Raw genomic sequence first — 15,635 nt, 5'->3', positions numbered from 1 at the left:
CCGGAATCTCGAGATTCCGGGTTCGCGCTCACGCGCACCCCGGAATGACAGCAAGAGCTACGCCGCGCCGTCGCGGATCGGTGGTTGGAACGAAAGCGCGGTGTCCCAGGGGAAGAAGATCCAGGTGTCCTGCGACACCTCGGTGATGAAGGTGTCCACCAGCGGCCGGCCCTTCGGCTTGGCGTAGACGGTGGCGAAATGGGCGTCAGGCATCATCTCGCGCACCATCTTGCCGGTCTTGCCGGTGTCGACAAGGTCGTCGACGATCAGGAGCCCCTTGCCGGTGCCATTGCCGAGCTTGGCGGTTGTTTCCGAAATGCCCTTCAGAACCTGAAGGTCGCCCTGCTTGGTGTGGTCGTAGCTTGCGATGCAGACGGTGTCGATCACGCGCACGCCGAGTTCGCGCGCCACGATCGCCGCCGGAACCAGGCCGCCGCGGGTGATCGCGATCACCGCCTTGAACGGCCCGACCTCATTGAGCCGCCAGGTCAGTGCCCGGCAGTCCCGGTGGAACTGGTCCCAGGACACCGGGAAGGCCTTGCCTGCCCGTTCCTGCGCGCTCAGTGCGTCCCCTGTCATCGGGTCCTCCTATGTCTTCGGATCTAGGCGCGATTGTCGATCGCGGTATTACGTCTCCTGGCGATCAACAACACGATCAAATCGAATGCTGCCACGATCAGCCAAGTGAGCATGAGAGGGACGGTCAAGAAATGCAGAGCAACGCTTACCAGAAACAATCCAGCTGCCTTGCTGCCGCATCCCTCCCATTTTAAATCAATCACGATGCAGCCGCCGAACCAAGCGTGGATCGCAAAGCCGGCTACAACAAGTGAAGGCAGGAGGAGAACGACAAGGAAAATCCTGCGAACCCATATCATCGCCTTGCACCGCTCGATCGCCGGATCGGCCGACTACCTGACCACGTTGAGTCCTGCCAGCATCTCCTTCACTGCGCCCATTGCGGCGGCGAGCTTGTCCGGGTCGCGGGAGCGGACGACCAGATTGGTGTTCGGCCGCTGCTCTTCGTCCATGAACGGATAGCTGCCGATGATGGTCTCGGGATGGGCGATGGCGATCTCCCTTAAGGGTCCGCCGATGTCGCCTTCCCGCGCATTGGCGCGGACCGAATCGGACAGCATCCGCACGCCCGATTTCAGCCTCGGCGCGACGATATCCATCATCGCCTGCATGATGGTCGGGATGCCCGCCATCACGACGACATTGCCGAGCTTGAAGCCGGGCGCGAGGATGGTCGCGCTCTGGATCAGTTCGGCGCCATCAGGGATGCGTGCCATGCGCAGCCGCGCCTCGTTCAGGTCCTGGTCGCTCCAGCGCTCGCGGAAGCGCGCCACCACCTCCGGATGGTGATCGATCCCGACGCCGAACGCCCTTGCGACGCTGTCGGCGGTGATGTCGTCATGGGTCGGGCCGATGCCACCGGTGGTGAAGACGTAGCTATAGCGATGGCGCAGCGCATTCAGGGCTGCGACAATGTCGTCCTCGTCGTCGGCGACGACGCGCACTTCCTTCAGGTCGATGCCGATATTGGTCAGGTATTCGGCGATGAAGCCGATATTCTTGTCCTTGGTCCGGCCGGACAGGATCTCGTCGCCGATCACCAGAAGGCCAGCCGTGACGATCTCGCTCATGGTCTCTTTCCTCACCCTTTTCCGCCCCCAGGCCCTGCCGACGCAGCGCCTTGAAGTCGCGGGTCTTTGCTGCCGAAATAAGCAGGTGGCAGCCGGTTTTTCGAGCAGCCCCTTGAGACACCCATACCAAATGTCGCCAGCCAATGCATATCCCGCTGGCCCGCCCCTTGCTACCATCCCGTCAAGTCATGCACTGTGGCGTATGGCTTCGGAGGACGTTCGGGATTTATGGCAGTTGCATTCGATGAGATGAACGGCCAGGGCGGCGCCGAAATCCGCCAGGCCTACCAGGAGCTCTCCCGCTGGTTGTCGGAGACGCCGCCGGATGCGCTGGAATATCGCCGCCAGGAGGCGGAGCTCCTGTTCCGCCGGATCGGCATCACCTTTGCGGTCTATGGCGATGCCGAAGCCCAGGAGCGGCTGATCCCCTTCGACGTGATCCCCCGCATCCTGTCGGCCAAGGAATGGACGCTCCTGGAAAAGGGGCTGAAGCAGCGCGTGCTCGCCCTCAACATGTTCCTGCGCGACATCTATCACGGCCGCGACATCCTGCGCGCCAATATCATCCCGGAAGACATGATCTTCCAGAATCCGGTGTTCCGCCCGGAGATGAACGGCCAGGACGTGCCGCACGATGTGTATGTGCATATCGCCGGCATCGACATCATCCGGACCGATCCGGAAAACTTCATCGTATTGGAGGACAACGCGCGCACGCCCTCGGGCGTGTCCTACATGCTGGAAAACCGCGAGATCATGATGCGGCTGTTTCCGGACCTGTTCGCCCGTCACCGTGTCGCGCCGGTGGAGCGCTATCCGGACGAGCTGTTGGCGGCGCTGCGCTCGGTCGCGCCGCGTGGTGCCGCGGCCGAGCCGACGGTGGCGCTGATGACGCCCGGCATCTACAACTCAGCCTATTACGAACATTCTTTCCTCGCCGACAAGCTCGGCATCGAACTCGTCGAAGGGCGCGACCTCATCGTCAAGAACGATGAAGTCTTCATGCGCACGACCGAGGGGCTGAAACGCGTCGACGTGATCTACCGCCGCGTCGATGACGATTTCCTCGACCCCCTCACCTTCCGCCCGGACTCCGCGCTCGGCGTGCCCGGGCTGATGTCGGCCTATGCCGCCGGCAATATCACGCTCGCCAATGCGGTCGGGACCGGGATCGCCGACGACAAGGCGATCTATTCCTACATGCCCGACATCGTGAAATTCTATCTCTCCGAAGAGCCGATCCTGAAGAACGTGCAGACCTGGCGCTGCCGCGAGCCGCAGGATCTTGCCTATGTGCTCGACCATCTCGACGACCTCGTCGTGAAGGAAGTGCACGGCTCCGGCGGCTACGGCATGCTGATCGGGCCGGCCGCGACGAAAGCAACCATCGAGGCGTTCCGCGACAAGCTCAAGCGCGAGCCCGAAGGCTTCATCGCCCAGCCGACATTGGCGCTGTCGACCTGCCCGACCTGCACCGAAAAAGGGCTGGCGCCGCGCCACGTCGATCTGCGCCCGTTCGTGCTGACCGGCAGCGAGCGCGTCACCATCGTGCCGGGCGGGCTGACGCGGGTGGCGCTGAAGGAAGGCTCGCTCGTGGTCAATTCCAGCCAGGGCGGCGGCACCAAGGACACCTGGATATTGGACGAGTAGAGGGTTTAGCTTTCGCATGCTGTCGCGCACCGCCGAAAACCTGTACTGGCTCGCCCGCTATGTCGAGCGCGCGGAATATCTCGCGCGCACCATCGACGCCACCTTGCGCGTCACGGCGCTGCCGGCCGCCTATATCGGCAAGACCAACGAATGGGATTCGGCGCTGATGACCGCCGGCGTCGGCCAGAGTTTTTACAACCACTACCAGGAAGCCAACGAGGCGAACGTCGTCGAATATCTGTCGTTCGCATCAGACAATCCTTCCTCGATCAAGAACTGCATCGAGGCGGCCCGGCTCAATGCGCGCTCGGTGCGGACAGCGCTGACCAGCGAGATGTGGGACACCATCAATGCCGCCTGGATCGAGCTGCAGGCGGTGTGGTCCAAGGGCACCGGAAATCGAGAGGATCTGGCAAAGTTCCTGCGCTTCGTGCAGGAGACATCGCTGCGTTTCGACGGCTCGGCCTATCGGACCATGCTGCGCAATGATGCCTATTGGTTCTCGCGGCTGGGCGTGCATCTGGAGCGCGCCGACAACACCGCGCGCATTCTCGACGTGAAATATCACGTGCTGCTGCCCGAGGAAGAGCATATCGGCGGCCCGCTCGACTATTACCAGTGGACCTCGATCCTGCGCTCGGTGTCGGCGCTGACGGCCTATCACTGGGTCTATCGCGAGACGCTCAAGCCCTGGCTGATCGCCGACCTGTTGATCCTCAACGACACGCTGCCGCGGTCGCTGGCGAGCTGCTACGGCAACCTGGTGCGCAACCTCGACCAGATCGGCGTCGCCTATGGCCGCCAGGGTGCCGCCCAGCGCCATGCCCGCGGCATCCGCAACAGGCTTGAGCACAGCCATATGGACGATATCTTCCAGCACGGCGTGCATGAATTCATCCAGGAGTTCATTGCAGACAATTCACGCCTGGGTGAGATCATAACGAGGCAATATCTGATTTAATGGGCTAAGATGCCCGCAGCCACACGCCCGCCCGTCCTGGCCGGGCTTGTCCCGGCCATCCACGTCTTGCTATGCCGGCCAAGTGATGAGGACGTGGATGCCCGGGACAAGCCCGGGCATGACGATCCCAACCTGATGTTGGTACGCCATGCGCCTGCGAATTGCCCACACCACGACCTATCGCTACGAGCCCCAGGCTTCCGGCGTGATCCAGATCCTCCGGATGACGCCGACGAGCCATGACGGTCAGTACGTCGCGGACTGGCAGATCGACGTCTCGACCGACTCCAGGCTCGACACGCATGAGGATGCGTTCGGCAATGTCACGCATGTGCTGACCCACGGCCCGCTCGCCGACCTCACCATCCATTGCGAGGGGCAGATCGAGACCCACGACACCGGCGGCGTGCTGCGCGGCACCGACGAGCGCTTTCCGCCAAGCCTGTTCCTGCGCTCGACCGCGCTGACCGAGGTCAATCCGGCGATGGCCGCCCTCACCCGCGAGTTGCGCTCGGAGGCCGATGGCGATGTGCTCGGGTTCCTGCATGCGCTGATGGTGCAAATCTACGAGGGCTTGGCGTTCGACGAGGACCCGACCAACAGCGGCACCACGGCGGCGGAAGCGTTCGCGCTGAAGCGCGGCGTGTGCCAGGACTACGCGCATATCTTCATCACCTGCGCGCGCTCCGGCGGCGTGCCGGCCCGCTTCGTCTCCGGCCACTTCTTCCGTTCCGACGGCACGGTCAACCAGGCCGCCGGCCATGCCTGGGCGGAAGCCTATGTGCCTGGTCTCGGCTGGATTGGCTTCGATGCCGCCAACGGCATCTGCACCACCGATGCCCACGCCCGCGTCGCCGTCGGTCTCGACTATCTCGGCGCCGCCCCGGTGCGCGGCACCCGTTATGGCGGCGGCACCGAGACGCTCACCGTCGCAGTCAAGGTCGAGCAGGCCGGCCGTCCCGGCCAATGGCAATCGCAATCGCAGTCGCAGTGAGAGACGCAGGCAGGCCCTCATCGATTCGCGCATCGTTGAACTACTCTCGCGCGACCAAGATTTCCCGCGATAGCTACCAACTATTCCCAACCAGATAGTTGAAATGAGCACAGCGATACCTGCAAGGCAGCAAAGTGTTGCGGTCAATTTGCAACAGCTTGCGGCATTTCAGCGCGATTGTATCTCGTCTGATGTTCTCGCGTGCGAGTACGTGTGTGCCAGATTCAAAAGCATCGCCGATCAGTTAGCCGATATATTCGAAGCCTTCTAAGAATCGTCCCGCATCCGGTTTCGAAAGATTCAAAAACGCGACAACTCGACGCGGACAGTGTCGACACCTAAGACGCGTGCGGGTGCGAACGTCGCGTGAGGTCAAGGATCAACTCCGCCAGCGCAGCGATCGCCGGATGGGGCACTGACATGCATTGGACTGCACACGATCTCGCACGTCGTGTTATTTTGTTTTCGCAATTTAACGTATTCAATGGTTCTGCAAGCATGCTGGCGCTCGGCGCCCTGCTGCTCTCGGGTTCGCCCGTGGACGCGCAGACCGCCGGCCAATCCGGAGCGTCTCCATTGCCGCCCGTGACGGTCGATGCGCCGACGCGCCCGCAGCGCGCGGCACCGCAACGCAGGGCGGCCGCTTCGCGGAGTGGAGCGAGCCAGCGCCGCGACCGGCAAGCCGCCAATCCTTCGGCGCAATCGCAGTCAAGGCCTGCGACGGTCTCAATCGCGGAGCGCGTCAACGCCGGCACCAACGGCTTCGTCGCCAGCCGCGCCTCCGGCGCCACCAAGACCGACGCGCCGATCATGTCGACGCCGGGCTCGGTCGCCGTCATCACCCGCAGCGAGATGGATGTTCGCCAGGCGCAGAGCATCCGAGATCTCCTGCGCTACGCGCCCGGCATCTATTTCAGCAACGATACCGACTTCCGCTTCCAGCCGGTCAAGGCGCGTGGCTTCGACGTCGAGCAATATCTAGACGGGCTGCGCCTGCAGGGCGGACCGTTCGGTACGCCGCGCGTCGATCCCTATCTGCTCGAGCGCGCCGAGCTCATCACCGGCCCGGTGTCGATCCTCTACGGCGCGGCTTCGCCCGGCGGCATCCTCAACCTCGTCAGCAAGCGCCCGACTGAAAATCCATTCGGCGAGGTCCAGCTGCAAACCGGCACATTCGACCGCATCCAGGGCGCGTTCGACGTCGGCGGCCCCGTGGACAAGGAAAAGACCCTGCTCTACCGCGTCACCGGCATCGGACTTAGCGCCAACACCCAGGTCGACAATATCGGCGAGGAGAAATACGCGATCGCGCCGGCCTGGACCTGGCGGCCGGATATCGACACCACCATCACCTTCCTCACGAGCTATCGGCAGGACCCGAAGGGCGGCGCCTTTGCGCTGCTGCCGATCCAGGGCACGCTGGTGCCGGGCACCTATGGGCAAATTCCCCGGAACTTCTTCGCCGGCGACTTCAACTATGAGAGCCTGAAATACAAGCAGGCGACCATCGGCTACGAATTCGAACACCGCTTCGACGACATCTTCACGGTGCGCCAGAACGTGCGCTATCTGCACAACGAGCTCAATTACATCGAGGTGCAGCCCGGCGCGTTCACGACGACGGGCGCCGGCCCCACCCTTCGGCTAGCGACGGCCGCACCATCACGCGGAGCTATTTCTCGACCAACGAAAACCTCAACACCTTCGCGGCAGACAACCAGCTTCAGGCCAAGTTCAACATGGGCCCGCTGCAGCACACCGTGCTCGCCGGCTTCGACTATCAGCGCTTCGACTTCAACAACCTGGCGCGCTACGCTCCGACCAACACGCTTAACATCCTGACGCCGAACTACACGCAGAACATCGCGGTCCCGACGTCGGCGTTCCAGAACATGGACCAGCACCTCGAGCAGCGCGGGGTCTATGTGCAGGACGAGGCGAAGCTCGGGAAGCTGACCGTGCTCGGCGGCATCCGCTACGACTGGGCCGAAGGCAATACGCTCAATCTCGGCACGCGCGTCCTCAACAATGACGAGAAGTCGAGTGGCCGTATCGGCGCGATCTATAATTTTGACGTAGGCGTCGCGCCCTATGTCAGCTATTCGACCTCGTTCCAGCCGACCAGCGTCGGCTTGCTGTCCAACGGCCAACCCTATAAGCCGACTATCGGCGAACAGGTCGAGGCTGGCGTCAAGTACCAGCCGGTGGGCTACAACCTGATATTCACCGCGGCAGTCTACGACCTGAAGCAGCAGAACGTGGTGAGCGCGATTGCCGGCCCTGGCATCCCGCCCAACACCAACGCCCAGGTCGGCGAGGTCACCTCGCGCGGCTTCGAGGGATCGGTGGTCGGAAGCCCCCTGCCCGGCCTGAGCCTGCGCGGGCAATACTCCTACCTCGACAACCGGATCGCCGCGCCACTGGACGTCAATTACGGCAAGGTGCTCGCCAACACGCCGATGCACACGGCCTCGCTCTGGGCCAACTACGTGGTGCAGAATGGTCCGGCAGTCGGCTTCGGCTTCGGCGGCGGTGTCCGCTACATGAGCGAGATGTACACGACCAACGCCAACAATCTCACCGTGCCGACCATCGTCGCAAACAGCCCCCTGCTGGCCAACATCATTCCCGCCAGCACGACCTTTGACGCGGCGCTGTCCTATGATTTCGGAATGCGGTTCAATGAGCTGAAGGGGTTGAGCGCGGCGCTGAACGTCAACAACGTGTTTGACCGCAGCTACGTCTCGGTCTGCACGGCGGGCGGCTGTCGCTGGGCGGTCGGCCGCACGGTGTTGGCAACAATGAGCTACCGATGGTGATGGGATGACCGCACGATCCGTGAAATGGTGGTCGCTGGTCCATAAATGGACCAGCCTTGTCTGCACGCTGTTCATGCTGATGCTGTGCATCACGGGTCTGCCGCTGATCTTTCACGATGAGATCGACGACCTGTTTAAGCCGGAGATCGCCGCGCGCGAACTTCCACCCGATACCCCGGAAGCCTCGCTGAGCAGGCTGATTGACGCGGCAAAGGCGCGCCATCCGGAACGCTACGTCCAAATCCTGAACTGGGACGACGACCACGCCAATGTCGTCAACGTCTTCCTGTCGCAGACGCCGGTGCCACCGCCGGGACAGCGCTTCTTGAAGCTGTCCTTCGATGCGCGGACCGCCGAGATCCTCGCCGAAGACGCGCAGCAAGGCGGGCTGATGCGGACCATCCGCATCTTCCACCGCGACATGCTGATGGGATTGCCGGGCGAGTTGTTCCTCGGCGTCATGGGCTTGTTGTTCGTGACCGCCGTCGTCTCCGGCGTCATGCTCTACGCGCCATTCATGCGCCGGCTCGATTTCGGCGAGGTGCGACGCGCCCGCGCGCGGCGGACCAAATGGCTCGACCTGCACAATCTGATCGGCGCCGTGACCCTGGTGTGGGCGTTCGCCGTCGGCCTCACCGGCGTCATCAACACGATATCGCTGCCGCTGTTCAACGCCTGGCGTGCGCAGGTGATGCCGGAATTGATCGCGCCGTATCTCGGCAAGCCGCCGCTGCTGAAATTCGCTTCCATCGATGACGTCGTTGCCACCGCGCGCCAAGCGCTCGGCGACAACACGCCCGTCAGCCTCGTGCTGCCGACCGAAGCGCCGTTCGGCACGCCGCGCCACTTCATCGTCTGGACCAAGGGATCGACGCCGATCACCTCGCGCTTGTTCACGCCGGTGCTGGTCGATGCAGAGACCGCGCAACTCGTCACCGCGAAGGGATTGCCGTGGTACTTGCGGACACTGCAGGTGTCGCGCCCGCTGCATTTCGGCGATTACGGCGGCCTGCCGCTCAAGATCATCTGGGCGCTGCTCGATCTCGCCACCATCGTCGTGCTCGCGAGCGGCATCTATCTCTGGCTCGGCAAGCGCAGGCCGGCCGGCGCAGCAAGGCAAGCCCCGGCCCGGTCGGCCGCAGCGGCGGCATCGTGAATCGTCTCCGCTGGACCGTCGACCGAGATCGCCGCACGCCCGACTCGCGGAAACGTTAGCGCCGCGTTACAGCCGTAATTCAGAGCGACCGCGCTGAAACCATGCGGTAGCGCCGCGTCTCCATTCTCTCCTGCGACACCTTTGCCGCAAGAGAGGTCGAGACAGATGCTCCATCAAGACCAGTTTCGTGACCTTCGTACCCTGACGGCGCCGGACAGCAACAAGACCGTGCTCGCCGGTATCCGGAAATTGGCTCCCGAGATCGCGGCTCGCGCCGCCGAGATCGAAGCCGCACGCTGCGTCCCGCCCGACCTGATCGAGCGGCTGAAATCGATCGGCATCTTTCGGTTGTTCGTGCCGAGAGGCTATGGCGGAATGGAACTTGCCCTGCCGGAAGGGTTGGAGGTCATCAGGGCTCTCGCCCGGCTTGACGGTTCGATCGGGTGGATCGCGATGGTGGCTGGCGGGGGCAGTCTTTTCGCGACCTGGGGAGCACGTGAAACCTACGAGCGCATCTATCGGAACGGACCGGACGTACCCATCTGCGGATCCGCGCAGCCGGCTGGAACGGCCGAGCCTAGGGCGGGCGGCTTCCGGGTGAGCGGCCGATGGCCATTCGCGAGCGGCTGCAAGCACGCCGAGTGGATGGCTGGGTTCTGCATCATGACCGACGAAAACGGCAAACCGCTCGCCGGTCCGCACGGGCAGCCGGTGGTTCGCGGCTTTGCGTTGCCGGCGCAGAACTGGGAAATCGAGGATACCTGGCATGCGGCCGGTCTCAAGGGAACCGGCAGCCATCACATTGTGCTGCGCGATGTACTGGTTCCCGAGGCCAACTTCTTCGATGTCGAACGCGGCAAGCCTTGCGTGCCGGGTCCGCTCTATCCGGCGGTCAGGCAATTGGTGCCGATATTTCACGGTGCGGTCGCCGTCGGCATAGCTGAAGGCGCCGTCGACGAATTGGTGGCGCTGGCCCATGCGGGACGGCAGCAGTTCCGGGCAATCACGCCGATGCGCGACTCCGAGATATTCCAGTTGGAGCTTGGCCGCATTTCCGCTGATGTCAGGGCAGCGCAGGCCTTTTGCGAGGCGCAGACCGCAAGCCTTTGGCACCACGCCTTGGCGGGAACGCTGAACGACGAAGGCCTTGTCGTCGAGAGCACGCAGGCCGCGACCTGGATCGCGGCCACCTGCGTTCGGATCGTCGACGCGTGTTTCGCGCTTGCCGGAAGCAGTGCAGTCTATGAGACCTCGCCGCTGCAGCGGCGCTTGCGCGACATGCACGTCGCCGCCCAGCACGCCGCCGTGCAGCAACGGCAATATGTCGCCGTTGGCAAGCTGCTCTTGGCACGCTCGGCGCAGGATGCCGGACAGACATGATGGTGATAGGCTAGAGCGTTTTCGAGCGAAGTGGACACCGGTTCGCGTGAAGAAAACGCGTCAAAACAAGAATCTAGAGCTTCGGTTCTGATTCAATCAGAACCGAAAATGCTCTAGGCGGAATAGCTGTCGGCCTTCAGGAGCGTTCATCAATCATGGATCTGAACCGGCGTCACTTCATCGTCGCCGCTCTCGCCAGCTTGGCGGCGCTCAACCGCGCCGCTGCCGCCGAGCGGTGGAAAAGCCTGCCTGCGACGCCGGCGCCGGTCGCAGGACGCAGCGCGCGAGCGCAGGTGAACGGCATCAGCCTGTATTACGCCGAACTCGGCGAAGGAAGCCCGGTGGTCTTTCTCCATGGCGGGCTTTCCAACTCCGATTATTTCGGTCTGCAGGTGCCGGAGGTCGCGCGCAGGCATCGCGTCATTCTGGTCGACAGCCGCGGCCATGGCCGCAGCACGCGGAATGCGCAGCCGTTCGGATACGATCTGATGACGGACGATGTCGTCGCGCTGCTCGATCACCTGCAGCTCCCGCGTGCGGCGATCGTCGGCTGGAGCGACGGCGCCATCATCGGACTCGATATGGCGATGCGCCATCCCGATCGGGTCAGTCGCGTGTTTGCGTTCGGCGCCAACACCCAGACCTCGGGCCTGAAGCCGGACGTAGACAAGGATCCGACCTTCGCGCAGTTCATCGCGCGCGCAAAGACCGAGTATGAGCGCCTCTCGCCGACGCCTGGGGAATTCGACCAGTTCCTGCACCAGATCGAGAAGATGTGGGAGACCCAGCCGAACTGGACCGACGAGCAGTTGCGCGCGATCCGCACCCCCGTGCTGATCGCGGACGGCCAGTATGACGAGGGCATCAAGCGCGAGCATACCGAATACATGGCCGCGACCATTCCCGGCGCCGGCCTGCTCATCCTTCCCAATGTCAGCCACTTCGCGTTCCTGCAGGATCCTGCGCTGTTCAACGCGGCGCTGCTCGATTTTCTGGAAGGCTAGCGCGACGTCCTCACCTCCCCTGGGGAGGTCGGATCGCATCGCCAGATGCGATCCGGGTGAGGGCTCTCTCCCCACGGAAAGTCCCATCGTGGAGACACCCTCACCCCCGGCCCTCCCGGAGCGAGCTTTGCTCGTCTCTCCCGCAAGCGGGAGAGGGAGAGCAGCTTCCATCGCGGAGGCAATGCCGTTCCCTGGGGAATTGGGGTTGGATCACATCCCGAAATTGGCTACTAGTTTGGCGCCGAGACGTTCGGACTTTCGGGGACGGAAATGACCTATTGCTGCGGAATCCTGGTGCGCGACGGGCTCGTCATGATCGCCGACACCCGCACCAATGCCGGTCTCGACAATGTCTCCACCTTCCGCAAATTGCACATCTTCTCCCAGCCCGGCGAACGGATCATGGCGATCGCCAGCGCCGGCAATCTCGCCATCAGCCAGTCGGTGCTGTCGACGCTGACGGAAGGCATGGAAGACCCTGAAACCGGAGAGGTCGAGACGCTCCTGAACGCGCCGACCATGTTCCAGGCCGCGCAGCGCATCGGCCGTGCCATCCGCGCAGTGCACGCGACCGAAGGCGAGGCGCTGAGGTCGGAAGACGTCTCTTTCGATGTCTCGTTCTTGTTCGGCGGCCAGATCAAGGGCTCGCGGATGCGGTTGTTCATGATCTACACTGCCGGCAACTTCATCGAATGCACCACCGACACGCCCTACCTGCAGATCGGCGAACACAAATACGGCAAGCCGGTGCTCGACCGCGCCATGCACTACGATGTCGAGCTCTATGAGGCGCTGAAGACCGGATTGATCTCGATGGATTCGACGATGCGCTCCAACCTCGGCGTCGGCCTGCCGATCGACGTGCTGGTGGTGCGCAACGACGCCTGCGAGGCCGACCTCAATCACCGGATCGAGGCGGGCGAACCCTATTTCCACGATCTCCGCTCGCGCTGGTCGGCGGCGCTCCGCGCGGCGCATCGGAATATCCCGAGACCGCCGTACAAGACCGAAACTGAATCCAAGAAACAATAAGGAAGGAAACGATGGCCGAAGCAGGAAAGAGAATAGCTGTGGTTACCGGAGCCGGCACCGGCGTCGGACGCGCCGCATCGCTGGCGCTGATCAATGCCGGCTTCACCGTGGTGCTGGTCGGGCGGCGGCTGGACATGCTGCAGGAGACGCAGAAGCTCGGTGGCGATGCCAGCAAGAGCCTGTGCGTGCCGGCGGACATGACCGATCCCGCCTCGATCGCGGCCCTGTTCGCCAAGGTGACGGACACCTATGGCCGGCTCGACCTGCTCTTCAACAATGCAGGCATGGGCGCGCCGCCGGTGAACTTCGAGGATTTGCCGCTGGCGCAGTGGCAGGCGGTGCTGAACACCAACCTCACCGGCCCGTTCCTGTGCACCCAGCACGCCTTCCGCATCATGAAGGACCAGACCCCGCGCGGCGGGCGCATCATCAACAACGGCTCGATCTCCGCGCACGCGCCGCGGCCGTTCTCCGCCGCCTACACCGCGACCAAACACGCGATCACCGGCCTGACCAAGGCGTCCAATCTCGATGGCCGCATGTACGACATCGCGGTCGGCCAGATCGACATCGGCAATGCCGCGACCCCAATGACCGACCGCATGGTCGACGGCGTGCTGCAGCCCGACGGCCGCAAGATGCCGGAGCCGCGGATGGACGCGAAGGCGGTCGGCGATGCCGTGGCCTACATGGCCAACCTGCCGCTCGACGCCAACGTGCTGTTCATGACGGTAATGGCAAGCAAGATGCCGTTTGTGGGGCGGGGTTAAGCGCCCCCGCTCTCACCGTCATTGCGAGCGAAGCGAAGCAATCCACCTCTCCACTCGCGGAGACAGTGGATTGCTTCGTCGCTTTGCTCCTCGCAATGACGGTGGCGGAAGCGGCGTCCACAGAAACAACATCCAGAACAAAGGAAGTTCACCGCACCCGAACGGAGCGGCATTGCACTTGCAGATCGTGCTGCCATAATCGTTCGGGAGATCTGTGAATGTTACAACTGCAATCGGCGTTCGGGGTGGTGGCGCTGCTCCTGATCGCCTGGGCGTTCAGCGAGAAGCACCGCGCGGTGTCGGTCCGGCAGGCGATCGTCGGACTAATCGTGACGCTGCTCACCGCGCTGGTGCTGATCAAGGTGCCGCTGGTGGCATCCGCTTTCGGCGCGATCAACGAGGCCGTCGGCGTCATCGCCGCTGCCTCGCGCGCCGGCACCTCCTTCGTGTTCGGCTATGTCGGCGGCGCGCCGCTGCCGTTCGACCTCAAGGCACCGGGCGCGGACTTCATCCTCGCCTTCCAGGCGCTGCCGATCGTGCTCGTCATGAGCGTACTGACCACGCTTCTGTTCTACTGGCGTGTGCTGCCGCCGATCGTGCGCGGCATGGCCTGGCTGTTGGAGCGGACGCTCGGCGTCGGCGGCGCGGTCGGGCTCTCCACCGCAGCCAACATCTTCCTCGGCATGGTGGAAGCACCGCTGTTCATCCGGCCCTATCTTGCACAGCTCACCCGCGCCGAATTGTTCCTGGTGATGACGGGCGGCATGGCCGGAATCGCCGGCACCGTGCTGGTGCTCTACGCCACCCTGCTGGCGCCGCTGATCCCGGATGCCGCGGCGCATTTCGTCATCGCCTCCGTGTTAGGGGCGCCGGCAGCGATCCTGGTCAGCCTGATCATGGTGCCGGAGACGCCCGATCAGCGCACCGGCGGATCGCTCGAACCCGGAACCTCCAGCGATCCCGAGATGCACGCGTCCTCGACGATGGATGCCATCGTCAAGGGCACCGCGGCCGGGCTTGAACTGTTGCTCAACATCGTCGCGATGCTGCTGGTGCTGGTGGCGCTGGTCTATCTCGTCAACGCGATGCTCGGGATCCTGCCGGAGATCGGCGGCGCGAAAATTTCGCTGCAGCGCCTGCTTGGCTACGTCATGGCGCCGGTGTGCTGGCTGATGGGCCTGCCGTGGTCGCAGGCCATCACCGCGGGAAGCCTGATGGGCACCAAGACCGTGCTGAACGAATTGATCGCCTATGTCGATCTGTCGAAGCTTCCCACCGGCGCGCTGGATCCGCGCTCGCGCCTGATCATGCTCTATGCGATGTGCGGCTTCGCCAATTTCGCAAGCCTCGGCATCATGATCGGCGGCCTCAACACGATGGCGCCGACGCGGCGCGAGGAGATCAATGCGCTCGGCCTGAAGTCGATCGTATCGGGCACGCTGACGACCTGCCTGATGGGCGCGATCGTGGGGATGTTGACCTGACCTGTCATTCCGGGGCGTCCGAAGGACGAACCCGGAATCCATTTCACCACTTGCGCTTGCGGCCCGATGGATTCCGGGTTCGCGCTGCGCGCGACCCGGAATGACAGCGGTGGTTAGGTCGTCAACTCCACCGTCTTGAACTCAGCCGGCAGGATGATCTCGAGCAGTTCGACATCGTCGGAATAATCGAGGATCATGTGCCTGATCTTCGGCGGCTGGGTCCAGGCGCTGCCTTGCTGCATCAACGTCTCGCCCTGCCCTTCCATGTAGGTCTTCACCCAACCCTTGAGCACATAGACCATCTGGAATTGGACGTCGTGGTAATGCAGCTTCGACACCTCTTCCGGATTGCACGGCCCGATCAGCCGGATCACATGCGCCTGCGCGAGCCCGTGCGAGGCGTCAGCAATTCCGAGATCGCGATATTGCGCATAAGCGCGTAGCCCATCGGCCTTGAAGTCTTCCTCGCGATGATGGCTGATCGCGATACGCTGCTTCGGCCGCGCCTTGTGCGCCGCCTTGGATACGCGGCCCTTGGACTTGATCGCCTTGCGGGCGGTGGATTTGGCGGCGGTCTTGTGGCCGATCCACTTCTTCCGGACCGCCGTCTTGGCTGCGGGTCTTGATGCCGCCTTCTGTTTGGCCATGGCGTGCCTCCCTATTGCAGGCGTCCGCGACGCGGACGCGTCGGAGGGAACGTTACCACCGTTCCGCCCGGCGGCAATCGGTCTTGGCG

Annotated in this window: 14 protein-coding genes and 1 pseudogene; 11 read left to right on the top strand and 4 right to left on the bottom strand. The window is 63.5% G+C overall.

Annotated elements, in window-relative coordinates; genetic code table 11:
- Window positions 1-57: 57 nt before the first annotated feature.
- From gpt to CWO89_RS27845, 3 genes are read right to left on the bottom strand one after another with little or no spacing between them, the layout of a single operon-like run.
- On the bottom strand, window positions 58-579 hold the full coding sequence (gpt, locus tag CWO89_RS27855) for a xanthine phosphoribosyltransferase (protein ID WP_130581810.1): 522 nt from the start codon (window positions 577-579) through the stop codon (window positions 58-60).
- Window positions 580-602: 23 nt separating this feature from the next.
- Entirely contained in the window at window positions 603-878 is a 276-nt protein-coding gene (locus CWO89_RS27850; RefSeq protein WP_130581809.1) for a hypothetical protein, read from the bottom strand.
- Between the two features lie 33 nt (window positions 879-911).
- Window positions 912-1,649: a competence/damage-inducible protein A gene (locus CWO89_RS27845; RefSeq protein ID WP_130581808.1), complete on the bottom strand. Its 738-nt coding sequence runs from the start codon at window positions 1,647-1,649 to the stop codon at window positions 912-914.
- Window positions 1,650-1,877: 228 nt separating this feature from the next.
- On the opposite strand from CWO89_RS27845, the gene CWO89_RS27840 reads away from it, so the two are divergent.
- From CWO89_RS27840 to CWO89_RS27785, 11 genes and pseudogenes are all read left to right on the top strand, one after another.
- Entirely contained in the window at window positions 1,878-3,299 is a 1,422-nt protein-coding gene (locus CWO89_RS27840; protein ID WP_130581807.1) for a circularly permuted type 2 ATP-grasp protein, read from the top strand.
- A gap of 16 nt (window positions 3,300-3,315) precedes the next feature.
- Entirely contained in the window at window positions 3,316-4,260 is a 945-nt protein-coding gene (locus CWO89_RS27835; protein ID WP_130581806.1) for an alpha-E domain-containing protein, read from the top strand.
- Between the two features lie 148 nt (window positions 4,261-4,408).
- A complete protein-coding gene (locus CWO89_RS27825; RefSeq protein WP_130581804.1) occupies window positions 4,409-5,254 on the top strand; it encodes a transglutaminase family protein in 846 nt (281 codons plus the stop codon).
- 420 nt (window positions 5,255-5,674) lie between these two features.
- Window positions 5,675-6,349, top strand: a pseudogene (locus CWO89_RS49210) (TonB-dependent receptor plug domain-containing protein); the annotation flags it as partial.
- A gap of 395 nt (window positions 6,350-6,744) precedes the next feature.
- A complete protein-coding gene (locus CWO89_RS27815; protein WP_130581802.1) occupies window positions 6,745-8,073 on the top strand; it encodes a TonB-dependent siderophore receptor in 1,329 nt (442 codons plus the stop codon).
- A 4-nt stretch (window positions 8,074-8,077) separates the two neighbouring features.
- Window positions 8,078-9,229 carry a PepSY-associated TM helix domain-containing protein gene (locus CWO89_RS27810; protein ID WP_245476618.1) on the top strand — a complete coding sequence of 384 codons (1,152 nt, stop codon included), beginning with the start codon at window positions 8,078-8,080 and terminating at the stop codon, window positions 9,227-9,229.
- Between the two features lie 165 nt (window positions 9,230-9,394).
- Window positions 9,395-10,609: an acyl-CoA dehydrogenase family protein gene (locus CWO89_RS27805; protein WP_130581801.1), complete on the top strand. Its 1,215-nt coding sequence runs from the start codon at window positions 9,395-9,397 to the stop codon at window positions 10,607-10,609.
- Window positions 10,610-10,764: 155 nt separating this feature from the next.
- Window positions 10,765-11,613, top strand: a complete 849-nt coding sequence (locus CWO89_RS27800) for an alpha/beta fold hydrolase (protein ID WP_130581800.1) — start codon at window positions 10,765-10,767, stop codon at window positions 11,611-11,613.
- Window positions 11,614-11,883: 270 nt separating this feature from the next.
- Window positions 11,884-12,645, top strand: a complete 762-nt coding sequence (locus CWO89_RS27795; protein ID WP_130581799.1) for a proteasome-type protease — start codon at window positions 11,884-11,886, stop codon at window positions 12,643-12,645.
- A gap of 11 nt (window positions 12,646-12,656) precedes the next feature.
- Window positions 12,657-13,415: an SDR family oxidoreductase gene (locus CWO89_RS27790; protein ID WP_130581798.1), complete on the top strand. Its 759-nt coding sequence runs from the start codon at window positions 12,657-12,659 to the stop codon at window positions 13,413-13,415.
- A 218-nt stretch (window positions 13,416-13,633) separates the two neighbouring features.
- Window positions 13,634-14,899, top strand: coding sequence for a NupC/NupG family nucleoside CNT transporter (locus CWO89_RS27785; protein ID WP_130581797.1), 1,266 nt, complete (start codon window positions 13,634-13,636; stop codon window positions 14,897-14,899).
- Window positions 14,900-15,012: 113 nt separating this feature from the next.
- Here the strand turns inward: CWO89_RS27785 and CWO89_RS27780 are convergent, their stop codons facing one another.
- Entirely contained in the window at window positions 15,013-15,546 is a 534-nt protein-coding gene (locus tag CWO89_RS27780) for a cupin domain-containing protein (RefSeq protein ID WP_130581796.1), read from the bottom strand.
- Window positions 15,547-15,635: the final 89 nt, after the last annotated feature.

The organism is Bradyrhizobium sp. Leo170, assembly GCF_004296405.1.
Taxonomy (GTDB): domain Bacteria; phylum Pseudomonadota; class Alphaproteobacteria; order Rhizobiales; family Xanthobacteraceae; genus Bradyrhizobium.
This window is presented reverse-complemented; position numbering and strand designations above follow the sequence as displayed.